19 protein-coding genes are annotated in these 21,405 nt (G+C 55.0%); 5 read left to right on the top strand and 14 right to left on the bottom strand.

Annotated features, from left to right (window positions below):
* Nucleotides 1–18 precede the first annotated feature (18 nt).
* The gene (locus tag INF61_RS08065) at nucleotides 19–1,008 is read right to left on the bottom strand and encodes a LacI family DNA-binding transcriptional regulator (protein WP_223259290.1); all 990 of its coding nucleotides are present in this window, start codon (nucleotides 1,006–1,008) and stop codon (nucleotides 19–21) included.
* Nucleotides 1,009–1,535: 527 nt separating this feature from the next.
* Between INF61_RS08065 and chiP the strand changes: the two genes are divergently transcribed.
* Nucleotides 1,536–2,933, top strand: coding sequence for a chitoporin (chiP, locus tag INF61_RS08060; RefSeq protein WP_017694280.1), 1,398 nt, complete (start codon nucleotides 1,536–1,538; stop codon nucleotides 2,931–2,933).
* Between the two features lie 47 nt (nucleotides 2,934–2,980).
* Nucleotides 2,981–3,307, top strand: a complete 327-nt coding sequence (gene chiQ, locus INF61_RS08055) for a ChiQ/YbfN family lipoprotein (protein ID WP_193547737.1) — start codon at nucleotides 2,981–2,983, stop codon at nucleotides 3,305–3,307.
* 142 nt (nucleotides 3,308–3,449) lie between these two features.
* Here the strand turns inward: chiQ and fur are convergent, their stop codons facing one another.
* The 4 genes from fur to ybfF form a co-directional block, all read right to left on the bottom strand.
* Complete coding sequence (gene fur, locus INF61_RS08050; RefSeq protein WP_010428651.1) at nucleotides 3,450–3,896, bottom strand: ferric iron uptake transcriptional regulator; 447 nt, start codon at nucleotides 3,894–3,896, stop codon at nucleotides 3,450–3,452.
* A 291-nt stretch (nucleotides 3,897–4,187) separates the two neighbouring features.
* A complete protein-coding gene (gene fldA, locus INF61_RS08045; RefSeq protein WP_003858653.1) occupies nucleotides 4,188–4,718 on the bottom strand; it encodes a flavodoxin FldA in 531 nt (176 codons plus the stop codon).
* 155 nt (nucleotides 4,719–4,873) lie between these two features.
* Complete coding sequence (ybfE, locus tag INF61_RS08040) at nucleotides 4,874–5,161, bottom strand: LexA regulated protein (protein ID WP_003858652.1); 288 nt, start codon at nucleotides 5,159–5,161, stop codon at nucleotides 4,874–4,876.
* Between the two features lie 128 nt (nucleotides 5,162–5,289).
* On the bottom strand, nucleotides 5,290–6,063 hold the full coding sequence (gene ybfF, locus INF61_RS08035; RefSeq protein WP_193547677.1) for an esterase: 774 nt from the start codon (nucleotides 6,061–6,063) through the stop codon (nucleotides 5,290–5,292).
* Between the two features lie 183 nt (nucleotides 6,064–6,246).
* On the opposite strand from ybfF, the gene seqA reads away from it, so the two are divergent.
* Both seqA and pgm read left to right on the top strand, forming a co-directional pair.
* Nucleotides 6,247–6,792 (top strand): replication initiation negative regulator SeqA, encoded by a 546-nt coding sequence (gene seqA / locus INF61_RS08030; protein WP_003858650.1) that lies wholly within the window; start codon nucleotides 6,247–6,249, stop codon nucleotides 6,790–6,792.
* A gap of 24 nt (nucleotides 6,793–6,816) precedes the next feature.
* Nucleotides 6,817–8,457 carry a phosphoglucomutase (alpha-D-glucose-1,6-bisphosphate-dependent) gene (pgm, locus tag INF61_RS08025; RefSeq protein WP_015571122.1) on the top strand — a complete coding sequence of 547 codons (1,641 nt, stop codon included), beginning with the start codon at nucleotides 6,817–6,819 and terminating at the stop codon, nucleotides 8,455–8,457.
* A 145-nt stretch (nucleotides 8,458–8,602) separates the two neighbouring features.
* On the opposite strand, the gene potE is transcribed toward pgm, so the two are convergent.
* The 9 genes from potE to kdpF form a co-directional block, all read right to left on the bottom strand.
* On the bottom strand, nucleotides 8,603–9,916 hold the full coding sequence (gene potE, locus INF61_RS08020) for a putrescine-ornithine antiporter (protein WP_017694147.1): 1,314 nt from the start codon (nucleotides 9,914–9,916) through the stop codon (nucleotides 8,603–8,605).
* The gene (speF, locus tag INF61_RS08015; protein WP_047637504.1) at nucleotides 9,913–12,111 is read right to left on the bottom strand and encodes an ornithine decarboxylase SpeF; all 2,199 of its coding nucleotides are present in this window, start codon (nucleotides 12,109–12,111) and stop codon (nucleotides 9,913–9,915) included. Before speF ends, potE begins: the two co-directional genes overlap by 4 nt.
* Nucleotides 12,112–12,366: 255 nt before the next feature.
* Nucleotides 12,367–12,471: a leader peptide SpeFL gene (gene speFL, locus INF61_RS08010; RefSeq protein WP_003858645.1), complete on the bottom strand. Its 105-nt coding sequence runs from the start codon at nucleotides 12,469–12,471 to the stop codon at nucleotides 12,367–12,369.
* Between the two features lie 278 nt (nucleotides 12,472–12,749).
* Nucleotides 12,750–13,427 (bottom strand): two-component system response regulator KdpE, encoded by a 678-nt coding sequence (gene kdpE / locus INF61_RS08005; protein ID WP_003858643.1) that lies wholly within the window; start codon nucleotides 13,425–13,427, stop codon nucleotides 12,750–12,752.
* A complete protein-coding gene (kdpD, locus tag INF61_RS08000; RefSeq protein WP_015571120.1) occupies nucleotides 13,424–16,111 on the bottom strand; it encodes a two-component system sensor histidine kinase KdpD in 2,688 nt (895 codons plus the stop codon). Before kdpD ends, kdpE begins: the two co-directional genes overlap by 4 nt.
* A complete protein-coding gene (gene kdpC, locus INF61_RS07995; protein WP_032652982.1) occupies nucleotides 16,112–16,687 on the bottom strand; it encodes a potassium-transporting ATPase subunit KdpC in 576 nt (191 codons plus the stop codon).
* Nucleotides 16,688–16,699: 12 nt separating this feature from the next.
* On the bottom strand, nucleotides 16,700–18,748 hold the full coding sequence (kdpB, locus tag INF61_RS07990; protein WP_017384978.1) for a potassium-transporting ATPase subunit KdpB: 2,049 nt from the start codon (nucleotides 18,746–18,748) through the stop codon (nucleotides 16,700–16,702).
* Between the two features lie 18 nt (nucleotides 18,749–18,766).
* A complete protein-coding gene (kdpA, locus tag INF61_RS07985; protein ID WP_017384977.1) occupies nucleotides 18,767–20,446 on the bottom strand; it encodes a potassium-transporting ATPase subunit KdpA in 1,680 nt (559 codons plus the stop codon).
* Complete coding sequence (kdpF, locus tag INF61_RS07980) at nucleotides 20,446–20,535, bottom strand: K(+)-transporting ATPase subunit F (RefSeq protein WP_003858638.1); 90 nt, start codon at nucleotides 20,533–20,535, stop codon at nucleotides 20,446–20,448. The genes kdpA and kdpF overlap by 1 nt, the downstream gene beginning before the upstream one ends.
* 309 nt (nucleotides 20,536–20,844) lie before the next feature.
* On the opposite strand from kdpF, the gene INF61_RS07975 reads away from it, so the two are divergent.
* Nucleotides 20,845–21,051 (top strand): YbfA family protein, encoded by a 207-nt coding sequence (locus INF61_RS07975; protein WP_003858637.1) that lies wholly within the window; start codon nucleotides 20,845–20,847, stop codon nucleotides 21,049–21,051.
* Nucleotides 21,052–21,405: the final 354 nt, after the last annotated feature.

The raw sequence follows: 21,405 nt of genomic DNA, 5'->3' as shown, positions 1-21,405 counted from the left end.
TCTGTAATTAATCGCCAGTCAGGCGGATTCCCTTTTTACCAGGCGGTAGGGCATTTCGGTTGTGCTTCCCGGTGAATCCTGTTCCCCGGACAGGTGATTCATCAGGATTTCACCGGCTTTTTGTCCGATTAGTTCCGGAAAGTGGGCGATAGTGGTCAGGGAAGGGGTGACCAGTCCGGCCGAGGGGATATCATCAAAACCGACCACGGCAAGCTGCCCGGGAATGGTTATTCCCGTCTCTCTTGCCGCCCGCATCACGCCGATAGCCATTACATCGTTGGCGGCAAAGATAGCGTCCGGGCGAGGAACATTGCGGAAAAGTGATAGTGCGGACTGATAGCTGGTAGGTTCTGAGAAATCTGCTTGCATAAGAATTTGTGGCGTAAGGCCAGCCTGCACCATCGCCTGCTGATAGCCTTTCACACGGGCACCAGCCGGGCCGCCAGCGCCTGCGATCATACAGATGTGTTTGTGCCCCTGAGCCAGCAGATATTCGACAGCGCGGCGGGCGGCAGCGGTGTTGTCGATAAAAATATTGTGTAACGGCAAATTCCCGGCGGTTTTATACTCCGCTTCAATCCGGACGATGGGAAAACCGGCCATGAGATAGGGTTCAAAATCATTAACGCCGGCATGAAAAAAAGTGCCAATTACGGCATCGACGCGCCCCTGAGCCGACCAGTTCAGAAAATGCAGTTCCCTTTCCCGCACAGCATCGGTACTGGCAACGATGACATCATAACGATGGGCATCCATCACCGATTGCACCCCGCGTATCAGCGAGGCATAAAACGGGTTGGCAATGTCCGGAATAATACAGGCCACGGACAGTGTTTTATTGGTTTTTAATGCTTGGGCGAAGCGGTTTGGTACATAGCCCAGTTGTTTCGCCGCGTTTTCCACTCTGGCAACTGTCTCCTGGGGATAGGCGTGTTTTCCCATGCCTAACACTACTGAGACCACCGCCTGAGAAACACCCGCCAGTGCAGCGACATCGCGTTGCGTCATTCTTTTTGCCATATGTGCGCCAACTTATACGTATAACCTGACCACATAATTAATGAGGTCTTTTGGCAGCGTCAAGACGAGAAACAGTAAAAACAGACGGTTAATTTAGAAAAAGCGAGCAATCTCACATCCTTTAACGGGTACTGTCAGAGTAAGGGAGAACCCGCTTTGCGCAGCGAATTAATAACAATTCAAAATTTATTATTTTCATAAATGATTTCAATTAAAAAATAAACATCTCAAATGTTTAAACGATGAAACCGATTACATGCTTATGGAAATAAAAGGTTTTTTGTCAAACGCCCGCATTTTTGGAGTTATGAATGAAATGTAACAGAAAACGATGAAATATGTGCGGTTGCTCATATTCTTACATTCCCGTTACAGAAAGAGATTGATAATTCGCGTCGCGAAAAATAGTCTAACCATTGTAGTCAACGAGGTTTTTCTCAACGCTACTTTTTCATTTTATTTTTTCGCTGTTTGCCTTTGGTAACAGCAATTTATACGTCAAAGAGGATAAACATATGCGTACGTTCAGTGGCAAACGTAGTGCGCTGGCGCTGGCTATCGCCGGTGTGACAGCAATGTCGGGCCTGGTGGTTGCGCCAGAGGCAAAAGCAGCAGGTTTCATCGAAGATTCCACCCTCACGGGCGGTATTTATTACTGGCAGCGTGAGCGTGACCGTAAAGACGTCACTGAAGATAAATACAAAACCAACCTTTCTCACTCGACCTGGAACGCCAACCTTGATTTCCAGTCGGGATATGCCGCCGATATGTTCGGGATCGATATTGCAGCGTTCACCGCAATTGAAATGGCCGAAAATGGCGACAGCGGCCATCCGAACGAAATTGCGTTCTCCTCCAGCAATAAAGCCTACGACGAAGACTGGTCCGGCGATAAAAGCGGAATCAGCCTGTATAAAGCGGCTGCAAAATTCAAATATGGTCCGGTCTGGGCGCGTGGAGGTTATATCCAGCCAACCGGCCAGACGCTGTTAGCACCGCACTGGAGCTTTATGCCAGGCACTTATCAGGGTGCGGAAGCCGGTGCTAATTTTGACTACGGCGATGCGGGGGCGTTGAGCTTCTCCTATATGTGGACCAACGAGTACAAAGCGCCGTGGCACATTGAGATGGACAAGTTCTATCAGAACGATAAAAAAACCAAAGTTGATTATCTCCACTCGCTGGGGGCGAAGTACGACTTCAAAAACGATCTGGTGCTGGAAGCTGCTTTTGGTCAGGCTGAAGGCTATATCGATCAGTACTTTGCTAAAGCCAGCTACAAATTTGATATCGCGGGTAGCCCGCTGAGCACCAGCTATCAGTTCTACGGTACGCGCGACAAAGTCAGTGATGGCAGCGTAAATGATATCTATGACGGCACCGCGTGGTTACAGGCGCTGACCTTCGGCTACAAGGTAGGTCAGGTTGATTTACGTCTGGAGGGAACATGGGTCAAGGCTGAAGGGCAGCAGGGCTACTTCCTGCAACGTATGACGCCAACCTACGCCTCTTCCAATGGTCGTCTGGATATCTGGTGGGATAACCGCTCTGACTTCAACGCCGACGGCGAAAAGGCGGTCTTCTTCGGCGCAATGTATGACCTGAAGAACTGGAACCTGCCTGGCTGGGCAGTGGGTGCGTCCTACGCGTACGCCTGGGACGCGAAGCCAGCAGATATGGCTACGCCAGACGCCTACTACGATCCGAATTACCGTCTGAAAGAGTCTTCATACAGTCTGGATGCGATTTACACCCTTCAGGAGGGCCGTGCGAAAGGCACGATGTTCAAACTGCACTTCACCCAGTATGACAACCACTCCGATATCCCGAGCTACGCGGGCGGTTACGGCAACATCTTCCAGGATGAACGTGACGTGAAATTCATGGTCATTGCGCCATTCACAATCTTCTGATGAACACGCAGGCGGGCGAAATCCCGCCTGCATGGAGACTGCATATGATGAAAAAAATGGTAATCGTTGCGCTGCTGGCATCGGGGCTGGTGGCGTGTGCGCAGGATCAGGCGCAGAAAGAAGACTCCCGTCTGAAGGAGGCGTATAGCGCCTGCATCAATACAGCACAAGGATCGCCAGAGAAGATTGAAGCCTGCCAGAGCGTGCTGAATGTGCTGAAAAAAGAGAAAGCGCATGAGCAGTTTGCGACGCAGGAAAATGTTCGCGTGATGGATTACCAGGCCTGTATCCAGGCGCGGAAAAGCGGTAACGATCAGGAAGTGGCGAAGCGTTGCGATAAGATCTGGGACGAGATTCGCAATAACACTAAATAAGTTGCTTTATGCCCGGTGGCGCTGCACTTACCGGGCCTACAACGGTGTCACAGCCCGTAGGCCCGGTAAGCGCAGCGCCACCGGACTTTTTTCAGGCAAAAAAAAGCCAACCTTACGGCTGGCTCAGAGTATGAACACGATATTATTTCGCGTCGTGCGCGTGGTCGTCTTCGCGGCAATCGCCTTCAGCGCAGTGACCGTACAGGTACAGGCTGTGGTTGGTCAGGCGGATGCCATGACGGGCGGCGATTTCACGCTGGCGTGATTCAATGGAATCATCGCTAAATTCAATGACCTTGCCACAGTCGAGGCAGATCAGGTGATCGTGGTGATGCTGCTGAGTCAGCTCGAACACGGATTTACCGCCTTCGAAATTATGACGAGTAACAATGCCCGCGTCATCAAACTGGTTCAGCACACGATAGACGGTTGCCAGCCCAATCTCTTCACCCATATCGATAAGACGCTTATAAAGGTCTTCCGCACTGACATGGTGATTGTCTGGCCCCTGAAGCACTTCAAGGATTTTTAACCGAGGAAGCGTTACTTTCAGGCCAGCTTTCTTTAATGCGGTATTGTTGTCAGTCATGCGGAATCTGTCCTGTTGCTAAACGATTCACTTCAAAAGAAGAAGTGACAGAAAATGCACTTGGGATAATGCGTCTCATTATAGAACTGCCATGGCTAAATGAAAACTGCAAGTCTCAAGCAAAGTATGCTTATAAAAACGTGGTATCACCAACAAACTTGTTCGATGGCACCCACTTTTTACCAGGGGGATATTGTACAGGTCTGGGCGAAAAAGTTAAAAGTTTGTAGCAATTAATTTAATCGGTTTTACCTGGAAAACGGGCGCAACCGGAGTTGCGCCGCAGGGATATCAGGCGTTAAGGATATCGTCCAGGTTCAGCTCTTCACGAACCTGCTTAACCCATTTTTCTACACGCTCAGCGGTCAGCTCTGGCTGACGGTCTTCATCAATGGCCAGGCCAACGAAGTGATCGTCATCTGCCAGACCTTTGGACGCTTCGAAATGGTAACCCGCCGTTGGCCAGTGACCGACGATCGCCGCACCGCGTGGCTCAATGATGTCGCGAATAGTGCCCAGCGCATCACAGAAATACTCAGCATAGTCTTCCTGATCGCCACAGCCAAACAGGGCAACCAGCTTGCCGTTGAAGTCTACTTCTTCCAGCGTCGGGAAGAAATCGTCCCAGTCACACTGTGCTTCACCGTAGTACCAGGTCGGGATGCCCAGCAGCAGGATGTCATAGCCCTCGAGATCTTCTTTGCTGCTCTTGGCGATGTCATGCACATCAGCAACGTCTTTACCGAGCTGTTTTTGAATGTTTTTTGCGATATTTTCAGTATTGCCGGTATCACTGCCAAAGAAAATGCCGATGATTGCCATGAGTAAAATAACCTCTTGAAACTTAATGGTATGGTGGCCCAAATTGTCCACGGATAAGGGCAATAATAGCAGAACAGGCAACCCTGCGGAAACAGCTATCACGCAGGACTGCACTCTGTGCTACATGAAAAAGGTAATATTGGGGATTTTCTGACTCACGCCTTGCCGCGTAACGTCTCAAGCTGGGCGATCAGCATCTCTTCGATCAGTTCGCTGCGGCTGATGTTGCGCGCGTCAGCTAACTCGTTAAGCGCATCGACGGCATCGGCATTCAGCTTCAGTTCGACACGCTTAAGCCCACGATTTTTATCGCGTTTAAGCTGGTTGCGTTTATTGATACGCAGCTGTTCATCGCGCGAAAGCGGATTCGTTTTCGGTCGTCCCGGTCGACGCTCATTCGCGAACAGATCTAGTGTCGTACGGTCCGTTTGTTCTTTGGCCATGATTCTGAGACTTCGGGGGAAACACGCCGCCCTGCTAATGCCCGGGCGATAAGCGCGCCATCATACATCACCCAAATCCACACGCCAACGACTGGAAGCCCGTCGTCTTCCGGTCGCTGGCTTTTTAATCAATTCGCTGTATCAGTAAGATAGCGGCGAATGGCGCGCAGGACGGCATCCGGTTTTTCCGCGTGTACCCAGTGCCCGGCACCCGCAATAACGTGAGCGCGAGCCTGCGGGAATTGCGCCAGCAGCGTGTCACGGTACGCATCAGTGACGTAAGGGGAGTTGCCGCCGCGAATAAAAAGGGTAGGGTGCGGCCAGGCGGGGACGGTTTCCCAGCCCACAATATGCGAATACTGATCCCACAATACCGGGACGTTAAAGCGCCATTGTCCGTCAACAAACGATTTCAGCAGGAACTGGACCACGCCTTCTTCATCGAGATGCTCACGCATAACGGCACCCGCCTGCTGGCGGGTTGCGACACCCGCTTCGGTGACCGCATTGATGGCGGCAAAAATCTCATCGTGACGGCGAACGTCGTAATTGACGGGCGCAACGTCGATGACCACCAGCCCGGAAATACGCTCAGGGGCCAGCGCAGTGAGCGCCATCACCGCTTTGCCGCCCATTGAATGCCCGATAAGCGTCGCTTTCTGGATATTATTCGCATCGAGGGTGTCCCGCAGATCCTGCGCCATGGCTGCGTAGGTCATCTCCTCCGAGCGCCCAGAAAGACCGTGATTGCGCATATCAACCTGGAGGATCGCGTGATCGGTCACTAAATCGCGCGCCAGCACACCCAGATTATCCAGGCTACCAAACAGGCCGTGAACCAGTACGATGGGAGAATTATTGTTCGGCGATTGTGCAGTTTGCGCTCGGGAATTCAATTTCATGGCAAAGTTCTTTTTTTAGGTTTGTCAGGTTAGGGTATCATGTTGACCATTCTGCCGCCCGGGGGCAAGGATCCAGTTTAATCTGACTTTTGCCGCCAACCTGGTTTGACGCTATCCGCTGTTGGGATTTGACCTTATAATCTCAACGACTTGTATTCAGATAAGATATCGCACTGGATTAAGATGAAAACAATCGAAGTTGATGACGAACTCTATCAGTATATTGCCAGCCAGACGCGGCATATTGGGGAGAGCGCGTCCGACATTTTACGGCGCATGCTTAAAATTTCCGCCGCCTCACAGCCCACTCCTGTCACTAAAGATGTCGTGTCTCAGCCGAGCGTTGTTGCACAAGTAAAACCTGCCGTCATGCCGGCAAAAGACAAAGTGCGCGCGATGCGCGAGTTGCTGCTGTCCGATGAATATGCCGAGCAGAAAAAGGCGGTTAACCGCTTTATGCTGGTGCTGTCTACACTTTACTCACTGGATAACAACGCATTTGCAGAAGCGACAGAGTCGCTGCACGGTCGCACGCGCGTTTACTTCGCAGGCGACGAGCAGACCCTGCTGCAAAATGGCAACCAAACCAAGCCCAAACACGTTCCCGGTACACCATACTGGGTGATCACCAACACCAATACGGGCCGTAAGTGCAGCATGATCGAACATATCATGCAGTCCATGCAGTTCCCGGCGGAATTGATCGAAAAGGTTTGCGGTACAATTTAACCCTTGCATCAGAAGGACCAGGCAATGGCAAATCACAGCCGTGCAGGACAACCTGCACAACAAAGCGATTTGATTAACGTCGCTCAACTGACCGCGCAGTACTACGTGCTGAAGCCGGTGGTGGGCAACGCAGAACACGCAGTGAAGTTTGGTACATCTGGCCACCGCGGTAGTGCGGCGCGCCACAGCTTTAACGAACCGCACATTCTGGCCATTGCTCAGGCCATCGCGGAAGAGCGCGCCAAAAATGGCGTCACCGGTCCGTGCTATGTAGGGAAAGATACCCACGCCCTGTCTGAACCTGCTTTTATCTCCGTGCTGGAAGTGCTGGCGGCGAACGGCGTAGACGTGATTGTTCAGGAGAACAACGGTTTTACGCCAACGCCAGCGGTTTCTAACGCTATTCTGGTACACAACAAAAAAGGTGGCGCGCAGGCTGACGGCATTGTGATCACCCCGTCCCACAACCCACCGGAAGATGGCGGCATCAAGTACAACCCACCTAACGGTGGCCCGGCGGATACCAACGTCACAAAAGTGGTGGAAGATCGTGCCAACGCGTTACTGGCTAACGGTCTGAACGGTGTGAAACGCATCTCGCTGGATGAAGCCATGGCCTCCGGCCACGTGAAAGAGCAGGATCTGGTGCAGCCGTTCGTGGAAGGGCTGGCGGATATCGTCGATATGGCCGCTATCCAGAAAGCCGGTCTGAAGCTGGGCGTGGATCCACTGGGCGGCTCCGGTATTGAATACTGGAAACGCATTGCCGAGCACTACAAGCTGGATCTGACCATCGTGAACGATCACGTCGATCAGACCTTCCGCTTTATGCACCTGGACAAAGACGGCGCGATCCGTATGGACTGCTCCTCCGAATGCGCAATGGCTGGCCTGCTGGCGCTGCGCGACAAGTTCGATCTGGCGTTTGCCAACGACCCGGACTACGACCGCCACGGTATCGTCACCCCGGCAGGGCTGATGAACCCGAACCACTACCTGGCTGTTGCAATCAATTATCTCTTCCAGCACCGTCCGCAGTGGGGCAAAGAGGTCGCGGTGGGTAAAACGCTGGTCTCTTCCGCTATGATTGACCGTGTGGTCGATGCGCTGGGTCGCAAGCTGGTGGAAGTGCCGGTGGGCTTCAAGTGGTTTGTTGACGGTCTGCACGACGGCAGCTTCGGCTTTGGCGGTGAAGAGAGCGCGGGGGCATCCTTCCTGCGCTTCGACGGCACCCCATGGTCAACCGATAAAGACGGCATCATCATGTGCCTGCTGGCGGCGGAAATCACCGCGGTCACCGGTAAGAACCCGCAGGAACATTACAACGAGCTGGCGGAACGTTTTGGTGCGCCAAGCTATAACCGTATTCAGGCTGGCGCCACGTCTGCGCAAAAAGCAGCTCTGTCAAAACTCTCTCCGGAGATGGTCAGTGCCAGTACCCTGGCTGGTGACCCGATCACCGCGCGTCTGACGGCGGCGCCGGGTAACGGCGCATCGATCGGCGGCCTGAAAGTGATGACCGAAAACGGCTGGTTCGCCGCGCGTCCATCCGGTACGGAAGATGCGTACAAAATCTATTGTGAAAGCTTCCTCGGCGCTGAGCATCGTCAGCAGATTGAGAAAGAAGCGGTAGAGATTGTCAGCGAAGTGCTGAAAAACGCGTAAGTCGTGATCTGGTGCGGGCTGATGCCCTCACCCCGGCCCTCTCCCACTGGGAGAGGGAGAAAACATAAAAAACGGCAACCTCAGGGTTGCCGTTTTGCATTGACCTCGTAGGCCCGGTAAGCGCCAGTGCCACCGGGCTTCTTTTTTAACTATGTTTATTCTTCAGTTCAAACCGTGGTGAGACCAGACCGTACAGCGTCCAGCCCATGAATGTCACCATCGCCCCATACAGCATCGCCTCCTGACCGGACGAGTAGAGCGCATAGAAGCTGTAAATCGCCCCAATCAGCGCCACGATATTGGCCGCCCGGGCTTTGCGCGGATCCACCTTCGCCACCTTCTGAATAATCACCAGCGCCGCCATCGACAGAATGTACGGAATGATGTTCGTCACCACCGCCAGGTTGACCAGCACGTTAAACTGGCTGTTCAGCGACGGGCTAATGGTCATCAGCGACAAACCGCTCTGGAAAACCACAATCGCCAGCATACCCTGCACCGGTGCATCCGCTTTGGTGACGCGGGAGAAGATTTTCGGGAAATAACCTTCGTCAGCGGAAGATTTGAATACCTGGGCGATGGTGAACTGCCAGCCCAGCAGCGAGCCGCAGCAGGACATCACCATCAGTCCCATGATCACTTTCCCTACCTCCGGCGTAAACATCTGCGCAAACGCCAGTCCGAACGGCGCCGTGGAGTTAGCCAGATCCATGTTGGGCACAATTCCCGCAATCACGTTGGTTGAGACGATATAGATCACCGCCGCCCCCAGCGTCCCGCCGAGTACCGCGATCGGCACATTTTTCTCCGGGTTTTCCACCACTTCCGCATTCGCACAGGCCGACTCCAGCCCGAGGAAGGCCCACAGCGTCATGGCGATGGACGATCCCACGGCGGTGAAGAACGGTACGTGATGCGGATTCCAGGAATTGGCGTACAGCGTCGGGCTGAACCAGAACCAGCCGATGATGCACAGGCCGACAACCGGGATGATGACGCCCCAGACGGTGATGCTGCTGAGCTGTCCGGTGATGCGCGCGCCGCCAAAGTTAGCGACGGTGCAGATCCAGAGCACGCCGATGGTCGCCAGCCCAATTTGCACCGGGGTCAGCGTCGCGCCAAACAGCTCTGTGCCGTAACCGACAGCGGAAATGGCAATCGCCACATTGGCGATCAGCAGCGACACGCCGTAGGTATAGTTCGCCATAAAGTTACCGGACTTACCAAACGCATATTCGGCATAGCCACCCATCCCGCCGGACTTGCGGCTAAACATGCCGCACTTGGCAAACGCCCACGCCAGCGCCATCGAACCCACGGCGGTAACAAGCCAGGAGATAATCGAAATCGTCCCCACTTCAGCGAGCTTGGTGGGGAGCATGATGATCCCCGAACCCATCATATTCACCATGGTGAGAATAGTGAGTTGCACCACGCCCATCTTGTTGGCCTTACTCATAATTTTTCTCCTTTCAGCAGCGATGGCTGAGCGGCAGGTTGTTTGATGACGTAGCAGCGCACCTGTTTGCGACCGTCACACTCCTCGACGTAAACCCCCTGTAACTCCGGCGCAAAACCCGGCAGCAGATTGATCCCGTCTTCCAGCGCGGCGAAATAGCGCAGCACGGAACCGCCCCAGACTTCTCCCGGCACCACGCACAACACCCCCGGTGGGTAAGGCAGCGCGCCTTCCGCGGCGATACGGCCTTCCGCGTCGCGCAGGGACACCAGCTCGACCTCACCGCGCAGATAGGCATAGTTCGCCTCCTGCGGGTTCATCATGACGCGTGGGAAGTGAGACTTGCGGAACATCTCTTTCTGCAACTGCTTCACGTTTTGGCGGGCGTAGAGGTCATGCATCTCCTGACAAATCTGACGCAGGGTATAATCCGCATAACGTTCCGGATGTTGCTTATAAAGAGAGGGCAGAACCTCTTTCAGCGGCACATCGCTCTGGAGCAGTTTTTCGAAGCGCACCAGCTGGGCGACGAGCTGCTGCAATTTGCCCATGTCCTCCGCCGGGGTGAGCAGGAATAGAATGGAATTGAGGTCGCATTTTTCCGGCACGATGCCGTTTTCACGCAGGAAGTTGGCGAGGATGGTCGCGGGCACGCCGAAATCATCGTACTCACCGGTGCGGGCGTTGATGCCCGGCGTAGTTAGCAGCAGTTTGCAGGGATCGATAAAATACTGATGCTCGGCGTATCCCTCAAAGGCGTGCCAGCGTTCGCCCGGAACGAAATGGAAGAAGCGCAGATCGGTCGCAATCTCTGCCGTATCCCAGCTTTCCCATGGACGGCCATCCACCGTCTCCGGCACGAACGGACGAATAAACTGACAGTTCTGAAGGATCAGTTTCCGCGCTTCGATACCCGTCACCACGCAGTCCATCCACATGTTGCGCCCACTTTGCCCCTCGTGCATGCGGGCGTTGATATCCAGGGCGGCAAACAGCGGATAAAACGGGCTGGTGGAGGCGTGCATCATAAAGGCGTTGTTGAGGCGTTTATGCGGGACATAGCGCGGCTGGCCTTTTATGTGGCTGTCCTTCTTATGGATTTGCGAGGTTTGCGAGAAGCCCGCCTGCTGCTTATGCACCGACTGGGTCACCAGAATGCCCGGATCGTTTTCGTTCAGCTCCAGCAGCAGCGGCGAGCAGTCGGCCATCATCGGGATAAACTGCTCGTAACCCACCCAGGCGGAGTCAAACAGAATGTAATCGCACAGGTGACCAATCTTATCCACCACCTGACGGGCGTTATAAATGGTACCGTCGTAGGTGCCCAGCTGGATCACCGCCAGACGGAACGGACGTTCATCCCGCGCACGGCCAGGCGCGACCTCTGACACCAGCTCCCGCAGGTAGCTCTCGTCGAAACAGTGTGCGTCGATACCGCCGATAAACCCGTACGGGTTGCGCGCCGTTTCCAGATACACCGGCGTCGCGCCCGCCTGTAACAGCGCCCCGTGGTGATTAGATTTATGGTTATTGCGATCGAACAGCACCAGATCGCCTGGCGTGAGCAGGGCATTGAGCACCACCTTGTTGGAAGAGGAGGTGCCGTTCAGCACGAAGTAGGTTTTATCCGCATTAAAGACTTTTGCCGCATGCTGCTGGGCGATGCATGGCGCGCCTTCGTGGATCAGCAGATCGCCCATTGCCACGTCGGCATTGCACAGATCGGCGCGGAAAAGCGTTTCGCCAAAGAAATCGACAAACTGGTTTCCGGCCGGATGGCGGCGGAAGAACTGGCCTCCCTGATGTCCGGGGCAGTCAAACGCGCTGTTCCCCTGCTGGACGTAATCGACCAGCGCGCGGAAGAACGGCGGGCGGAGCTGGGTTTCGTACTTCTGCGCAGCCGCTTCAAGCTGACGTCCGTAGTACGCATTGCTGGTGTCGGAGTACTCAAAAACGCCGTGAATACGCGACAGAAATTCAGCCGGAACCCTTTCTTCTTTATGCGTGGCAATAAACACCGGAATACCGAATCCCGTGGCTTCTATTTCTTCTATGGCGCCATTGAAAATATCGCTGACGGCCAGAACCACGGCTGCCACATCAATATAATCTGATGCGGTGATATCCACGATGTCGCGCGAAGTGGTAAAGCATTCAGGGCAGGCACGGCTGACGGCAATTTTTAACGTTTTCATCTTTATCTCTTTATTTCAGGCAATATGGGGCCCTCGACTTCTTGCGGTAAAGAAATCGATTATTTCCGGAAAAAAAAGCAAAGCGTGTCCGCTGATACGAAATCAGTTAATTGCTTTTTTGCTGAGTAGAATTCAGTCCGCCCGGTTGCGGAGAATCTGAATCACAAGGAATGAGCGCAGGTGTTCACAGGCAACAGCCTGTAAAATAGCGTTTTTCAGGATAACCTGTAAGCAGATGCGCCAGAAGTCGAAGGACTACCGGGCGTTAAAGAGATGAAAGTCAAAACAGTTACGGTGGGCAAACATCATGATATGTGTTGTCCGCCTTATATGGGGCATTAAACGATTATTGTTTTCCATGTTCAGTTTCCTTTCAGTAATTGAAAGCATGGTCATTTTATCCAGGAAAAAGGGATTAACTGTGAAACAGATCACCAATAACCGATCATTTCAGAAATAATTAGTCGTTTTGAGTGAATAACGCAGATCAAAATGCTGTTTTGTTGGTTCGGTGTTAAATTGATGTTTTAATTGTGTTTAAAGAGGGCGAATATAGACATGAAAATAAACTCATCGTTATTTTCATGGCTTTATTAAGGCTGGTATGTTTTTTATTTAAAATTAAAGTGAATACTTATTCAGATCATAAACCGATATCCGATACCGGTTTCTGTTAATAAATGACGAGGACGCGCGGGATCGGCTTCAAGTTTCTGGCGAAGGTGTCCCATATAAATGCGTAAATAGTGACTATGCTCGACAGCATTCGGTCCCCAGACCTGGCTTAACAGCTGTCGCTGCGTTAACACTTTTCCGTGGTTATTGAGCAGCACGGCCAGCAGCCGAAATTCGATAGGCGTAAGGTGGATCTCTTCTTCCCCTCGCACGATGCGGCGGGCGGCAAGATCGACGCGGATATCGCCAAAGGCGTACACCGGATCAGAAGGGGACGTGGCACTGTGTCGACGCAGCGCCACACGAAGCCGGGCCTGTAACTCGCCAATGCCAAACGGTTTGATCAGATAATCATCCGCTCCGGCATCCAGCGCGGCGATTTTATCCGTCTCTTCGGTGCGGGCAGAGAGCACCAGAATGGGCATCTGGCTCCACTGACGCACCTCACGAATAAAATCGATGCCGTCGCCATCCGGAAGTCCCAGATCCAGGATCACCAGATCTGGCTTGCGGGTGGCGGCTTCAATTAACCCCCGTTGAAGCGTACCGGCTTCATGCACGCGCAAGCCGTCGCCTTCCAGCGCGGTACGCAGAAATCGGCTGATAGCGAGCTCATCTTCAACAATCAGAACGTTAATCACAAATCCTCTGGTAATTCATCAAGTTCTGGTGGGGTTTCAAGAGGAAGTGTAACACAAAAGCGTGCCCCACCTTCCGGGCGGTTCTCTGCGGAAATGGTGCCACCATGCACGTCGACAATCGCCTGGCAGATCGCCAGACCCAGCCCAACGCCCGGAATGGCGGATTCCTTATTACCGCGCGCAAATTTTTCGAATATGGCGCGCTCCTGACCGGCCGGAATACCCGGCCCGTTATCCCAGACGTCGAGCCGCAGCACACGTTTATCCACCCTGGCAGCAATCCCCAGCCGGGCCTTTGTCCCGGCGTATTTAGCCGCGTTTTCCAGCAGATTAATCAGCACGCGCTCAAACAGCGGGCCATCCACATGGATTAACGTCAGGGGTTCCGGCATGTCCAGCTCAATATGGCGCCCGCCGAGACCCGGCTCCAGCATCTTCAGCGCACTGCCGACAACCTCCTCAAGGGTGAGCCACTCTTTTTTGAGGTTAAACCCGCCGGACTGAATGCGCGCCATGTCCAGCAGGTTGTTCACCAGGCGCGTGGTATTCAGCACGTGCTGGCGAATTTCGCTGGCCTGCATCGCGTGCTTTGATCCTTCCGCCGCCAGATCCAGCGTCAGAATTTCGGACTGGCCAAACAGCACGGTAAGCGGGGTGCGCAAATCGTGAGACAGCGCTGCCAGCAGCGAATTGCGAATACTTTCGCGCTCGCTTGCCAGCCGCGCCTGCTCTTCGCTGGCGGTGAGCGCCAGCCGTTCAAGGGCGCTGGCGACCAGCAGGGTGAAGGTTTCCAGCAGGCGCTGCTGCTCTGGGATCATCAGCTGACGCAGGTTAGACGGCTCGACGATGACCAGCCCGTGATTTTTATCCGCGCTGCGCAGCGGCAGGATCTGGTAAGGCACGCCGGGCAGCGTGTCGGTGCCGGCGCCGGCAGGTAACCCCTTATCGAAACTCCAGCGGGCAATCGCTTCATCCCAGGGCGTCATCCCCGAAGGGGAGGTCAGCGGGCGAAGGCGCCCCTGTTCGTCGGGGAGCAAAATCAGGTTACTGGCATGAAAGGTCGAACGAATAAACTGCTCGCTGGTCTGCACGATATCTCGCTGCGTGCGGCCAACCGCCAGCGATTTTGACATTTCATACAGATGGCGCGTGCGCTGCTCGCGATAGCGGGCAATGCGTGCCTGGTAGCGTACGCCTGCCGTCAGATTCCCGATCACCAGCCCGACGGTAAGCATCACGGCAAAGGTCAGAATGTACTGCACGTCCGAGACAGCAAGCGTCCCGCGCGGAGCGATAAAAAAAAGGTCGAAGCTGATGACGTTGATCACCGTTGCCAGCACCGACGGCCAGCGGCCATAAAAGAGCGCGACCACAACGACGCCGAGCAGATAAATCATGACCAGATTGGCGGCGTCGAAGGCGATGAGCCACTGGCTGGCAATCACCGTAATCAGGGCGCAAAGGACTACTGCCACCAGGCAACCCCGGATCTGAATGCGCCATTTATCGCCAAAGGTGCGAGCGTCCGGCGTACGGTTGGGCAGAGGGGCGGGCTTGTCATCCAGCGCGACGATGACTAAATCAAGATCCGGCGCGCGGCGGGCCAGCCTGTCGGCAAAAGATTCGCGGCTAAACCAGCGGCGATGCTGTCGACGTCCAATGACAATCTTGCCCAGGTTGTGCTCGCGCGCGTAGCGCAGAATGGCTTTATCTTCCTGCGGTTCGGAAAGGGTGGCGGTTTCGGCACCCAGCTCCTGCGCCAGCCGCAGCGCGCTCAAAATGGCGCGACGCTGATTTTCTGGCAGACCATGCAGCTGCGGCGTTTCGACGTAGACCGCGTGCCAGACGCTGCCAAATTTCGCTGCCAGCCGGGCGGCGGTGCGAACCAGTTTTTCGTTGCCGCTGCCGTGACCAATGCATAACAGAATGGCGTCCCGCGTGTGCCAGACGCGCTCTTGTCCCTGTAGGTCTCGCCAGGCGCGCATCTGGTCATCAACGCGATCGGCGGTGCGGCGCAGGGCCAGCTCGCGCAGGGCAATCAGGTTTCCTTTGCGGAAAAAATGTTCGATGGCGCGTTCGGCCTGGCCGGCAATATACACTTTGCCTTCGTGCAGGCGCTGGCGCAGATCGTCCGGCGGCAGGTCAACCAGTACGACTTCATCGGCAGAATCAAAAAACGGATCGGGGACGGTTTCCCGCACCTGGATACCGGTTACGCCGCTCACTACGTCGTTCAGGCTTTCCAGATGCTGAACATTCACCGTGGTGAAGACGTCAATGCCTGCCTCAAGCAGCTCCTCAACATCCTGCCAGCGCTTCGGATGGCGGGAGCCTGGCGCATTGCTGTGCGCCAGTTCGTCCATCAGGATCAGGGCAGGGCGGCGGGCGAGGGCGGCATCAAGATCAAACTCCGTGACCAGCCGCCCGCGATGGCTGATACGCTGGGGCGGCTGCGTCGCCAGCCCCGTCAGCAGCGCAGCCGTCTCTTTGCGACCGTGGGTTTCCACCACGCCGATGAGAATATCAAGCCCCTGCGCCCGAAGCCGCTGGGCTTCCGTCAGCATGGCGAAGGTTTTCCCGACGCCCGCGCAGGCGCCGAAGAAAATTTTCAGCTTGCCGCGGTGGGCTTCAGCCGTCTGTTCAAGCAGCCTGTCCGGATCCGGGCGCATGGGCTCGTCGGTCATTTAGTTCTTCCTTAGCGCGTCCAGCGCCAGATTCAGCTCAACAATGTTCACTATCGGCATGCCGATGAAGCTGACCAGCGGCTTTTGCGTATGTTCTGCGACCAGCTGGCTCACCTGCTCGACGGTCAGCTGACGGGCGGCTGCCACGCGTGGGATCTGCCACACCACCGCATCCGGCGTCAGGCTGTAATCCAGCCCGCTCGCGGAAGCGGTGATCAGCTCAACCGGCACCTCACGGCTGGCCTGCGGATTCGCGGCGCGCAGGGCGGCAACGCGTTCAGCAACGGCTTTGTCCAGGTCAGGATTACTGCCAGCCAGATTGCTGCCGCCGGAGGCCATTGGATTATACGGGCTTTCCGCAGTGGCGGAAGGGCGTCCCTGGAAGTAGCGCGGGTCCGTAAAGTTCTGCCCAATCAGACGCGAGCCGCGGTTTTCACCGTTCTGGATAATCAGCGAGCCGTTGGCCTGATCTTTAAACCACCACTGGCCCAGCGCGGTAGTCATCAGCGGGTAAAGCCCGCCGGTAATCAGAGACAGCAGAATAAACAACAGTATAGCGGGACGTAACATCGTCATTGGATCCACCTTTTAAACCAGCCCGAACAGCGTTAACAGCATGTCGATAACCTTGATCCCAATAAAGGGCACCACCAGCCCACCCAGACCGTAAATCCACAGGTTACGGCGCAGCATGGCGGCGGCCGTCAGCGGCTTATAGCTCACCCCTTTCAGCGCCAACGGAATAAGAAAGACAATAATCAGCGCGTTGAAGATCACCGCGCTCAAAATGGCCGAGGCCGGAGAGTGCAGGTGCATCACGTTCAGGGCATTCAACTGCGGGTAGGTTGCCGCAAAAGCCGCCGGAATGATGGCGAAATACTTCGCCACGTCGTTGGCGATACTGAACGTGGTCAGCGAGCCGCGCGTCATCAGCATCTGCTTCCCGATATGTACCACTTCGATCAGCTTGGTCGGGTTCGAGTCGAGATCCACCATGTTGCCCGCCTCTTTTGCCGCCTGGGTACCGGAGTTCATCGCCACCGCCACGTCGGCCTGCGCCAGCGCTGGGGCGTCGTTGGTGCCGTCGCCGGTCATCGCCACCAGACGGCCTTCCGCCTGATACTGGCGAATGAGTGCCAGCTTCGCTTCCGGCGTCGCTTCGGAAAGGAAATCATCCACGCCCGCTTCGGCGGCAATGGCCGCCGCAGTCAGACGGTTATCCCCGGTGATCATCACTGTTTTAATGCCCATCTTACGCATCTGGGCGAAACGCTCTTTAATACCGCCTTTAACGATATCCTTCAGGGCGATAACCCCCAGAACGCTTGCACCTTCCGCCACCACCAGCGGGGTTGCTCCCTGACGCGCCACGCTTTCCACCAGGTTGTCGACTTCCGGGGGGAAGTGTCCATTATTGGCTTCAATATGACGGCGAATGGCATCAACGGACCCTTTACGGATCATCCGGTCCTGAATGTTAATTCCGCTCATTCGGGTTTGCGCCGTAAAGGGCACGAACGTGGCGTGCAGGCTCTGAACGTCGCGCTGGCGCAGGTTAAAGCGCTGCTTGGCGAGGATCACGATACTGCGGCCTTCCGGCGTTTCATCGGCCAGCGAGGAAAGCTGCGCCGCGTCAGCCAGCGTTTTTTCATCCACGCCGGGAGCAGGTAGAAAGTCAGAGGCCTGGCGATTGCCCAGGGTGATGGTCCCGGTTTTATCCAGCAGCAGCACGTCTACGTCACCCGCCGCTTCAACGGCGCGTCCGCTGGTGGCGATGACGTTCGCGCCCAGCATCCGGCTCATCCCCGCCACGCCAATCGCGGAAAGCAGGCCGCCGATAGTGGTGGGGATCAGACAGACGAGCAGGGCGATCAGTACGGTGATGCTAACCGCTGTACCGCCGTAGGCGGAGAAGGGCCACAGGGTCGCCGTTGCCAGCAGGAAGACAATGGTGAGCGCCACCAGCAGAATGGTCAGGGCGATCTCGTTCGGCGTTTTACGACGCTGTGCGCCTTCCACCATGGCGATCATCCGGTCGAGAAAGGTTTCGCCCGGGTTAACGCTGCACTGGATCACCAGCCAGTCGGAAAGAATGCGCGTTCCGCCGGTAACTGAGGCGAAATCTCCGCCCGACTCACGGATCACCGGTGCGGATTCCCCGGTAATGGCGCTTTCGTCTACCGACGCGCCGCCCTCGATCACCTCACCGTCGCAGGGGATGATGTCGCCAGCTTCCACCAGCACCACGTCACCTTTGCGCAGTTCATCCGCCGGAACGTGGTCCATCTGCGCGCCGTATTTAGGTTCGCGTAATTTGCGCGCAAAGGCGGTTTTTTTTACCCCTTTCAGGCTGTTGGCCTGCGCCTTACTGCGGCCTTCCGCCAGCGCTTCGGCAAAGTTGGCGAACAGCACGGTAAACCACAGCCACAGGCTGATGGCGCCGGTAAAGGTTGCATTCCCTGAAAGCTGTCCCGTTCCCATGGCAATCGCCAGTGCGGTGGTGAGTAAACTTCCAGTCCAGACAATAAACATCACCGGGTTGTGCCACTGCACGCGCGGGCTCAGTTTTTTTACCGCATCCATGAGGGCCTGACGAACTAACGTCGGTTCGAGCAGGGCCAGTTGTTTACGACTCATGACAAATTCTCCGCAAAATCAGCGTAAAGAGAGATATTCCGCAACCGGGCCTAACGCGAGGGCGGGGATAAAGGTCAGGGCACCCACCAGCAAAACGGTGCCAATCAGCAGGCCGACGAACAGCGCGCCGTGAGTCGGTAACGTACCGGTGGTGGTCGGCTGGATCTTCTTATTCACCAGTGTTCCAGCGATCGCCATGACGGGAATAATCACGCCGAAACGTCCGATGAACATGCAGAACGCCAGCAAACAGTTCCAGAACGGCGAGTTGGCGCTTAATCCTGCAAAGGCGCTGCCGTTGTTGTTGGCGGCAGACGAAACGGCGTAAAGCACTTCGCTAAAGCCGTGAATGCCCGTGTTAAAGATGCCGTTGCGCCCGGCGTCGGTCATCAGCGCCAGCGCGGTACCGAGCAGCACAAGGGTGGGGGTGACCAGAATTGCCAGCGCGGTTAATTTCATTTCGCGGACGTCGATTTTTTTGCCGAGATACTCCGGCGTGCGACCGATCATTAGCCCGGCGATAAACACGGCGAGCAGAACGAACAACAGCATGCCGTACAGCCCCGAACCGACCCCACCGAAAACTACCTCGCCAATCTGCATCAGCCACATCGGGATCATGCCGCCGAGCGCGGTAAAAGAGTCGTGCATGGCGTTCACTGCCCCGCAGGAGGCCGCCGTGGTGACCACCGCATAGAGGCTGCTGGCAAGAATGCCGAAGCGGCTCTCTTTGCCTTCCAGGTTGATATTGCTGTTAGCCCCCAGCTGCATGAAGTGGCTGTTGCCGTTCCATTCGGCCCACATCACCAGTGCTACGCAGACCACGAAGATCAACGACATCGCCCACAGCAGCGTACGTCCCTGGCGGCGATCGTTAACCACATCGCCAAAGGCGAAGCAGAGCGCGGCGGGGATCAGGAAGATCGCCAGCATCTGTACAAAATTGGTTAATGCCGTTGGGTTTTCAAACGGATGCGATGAGTTGGCGTTGAAGAAGCCGCCGCCGTTGGTGCCCAGCATCTTGATCGCTTCCTGCGACGCCACCGGCCCCATAGGAAGGAGTTCCCTGGCCCCTTCAAGCGAGGTGTAAGGGGTATAAGGCAGCAGGTTTTGCAGAGTGCCTTGCTGAATAAAGAACAGGGCAATAATCAGCGCAACAGGCACCAGGATCCAAAGGGTGATGCGCGTGACATCAACCCAGGCGTTGCCGAGGGTGCTGACATTCTGACGGGCAAACGCGCGCGTCAGGGCGAAGATCACCGCGATACCGCTGGCCGCAGAAAGAAAGTTTTGCACGGTTAACCCGGCCATCTGGCTGAAGTAGCTGAGCGTGGTTTCACCAGCGTAAGACTGCCAGTTGGTGTTGGTGACAAAGCTGACCGCCGTGTTCAGCGCCAGATGCCAGGATAAACCCGGTAATTGCTGCGGGTTCAACGGCAGACTGCCCTGGAGCATCAGCAGCGTAAAGAGGGCAATAAGCCCCAGGATATTCAGAAGCAGTATCGCCATCAGGTACTGGCGCCAGTTCATTTCCCGGTCGCTGATACCTGAAATGCGCCAGAGCACGTTTTCAATATTTCGCGTGCCCGGCAATGGCACGTTGTTTATCAGACGCGCCAGCGCTGTTCCCAGCGGCCTGGCGAGCACAAACAGCACCAGTAAAAAGCTGGCAATAAGCAAAAACGCCTGAGCAGCCATCAGAATGCCTCCGCATTAATCAGGGCATAAATCAGATAACCCAATAACAGGAACACCAGCACGATGCCGGCAATCAGACCTGCACTCACAATCCACCTCCGGGTGACTTTTGTTGTTGTACAAACGGTAGGATTTATGGCGCAAAGATTTCGCAAAAATCAGAAGGGCAGGTGTAAAAAAAGTATAAAAAGGGAAAGACCACATTTTAACTATTGGTAAGTAAATCGTTAACTTTTTTGTAACTTAATTACAGGCGGGAATGTAAATATTCACGAAATGAATGAAAATAAGTGGTCGGATGAGTAGTAAAATTACAAACAAAGCGGTATTATTTTAACCAGGTCACAGATTTCACATTTTCCGGAGACGGTTTCCGGCCAACTACAGGGGAGAAAATTATGGATCTTTATAAAGAGTTTCCGGCTCATATCATTTTCATGCGTCGCACTTTCGCCGTAGTGGCTGGCGTGTTGGCCCTGCCGGTGATGCTGTTCTGGAAAGATCGCGCACGTTTCTACAGTTACCTGCACCGCGTCTGGGCGAAAACCAGCGAGAAGCCGGTGTGGATGGATCAGGCCGAGAAAGCGACCTGCGATTTCTACTGATACGGTGTGACATCGTAGCCATAAAAAAAACCGCCTACAGCAATGTGGCGGTTTTTTTGTCCCTAGGGATTCGCGGTCCGTTGGGTGGTTTTCAAGCTCTCACACAGAGGCTTACAAGCATACTTCTGCTGGTTTAATAAGCAAACGCTTCACTCCTAAATAAATTCTTAAAAACAGGTTCAATGGATGACGCTTTGCTCACGTGATGCCTACTATGCAGCGTCCCTTTCCGCCATCTCGCAAATGGGCACCGGTCCCGGGAAAGGTGTTACCACAACCGTGAGTCAGGCTCCACACAGAGCTTGTGTCCACCGATTTATCACCGGTGGTGATAGGTGGAGCGGTTAGCAGCAG

This window comes from Enterobacter cloacae complex sp. P18RS, assembly GCF_014982105.1.
Classification (GTDB): domain Bacteria; phylum Pseudomonadota; class Gammaproteobacteria; order Enterobacterales; family Enterobacteriaceae; genus Enterobacter; species Enterobacter hormaechei_C.
This window is presented reverse-complemented; position numbering and strand designations above follow the sequence as displayed.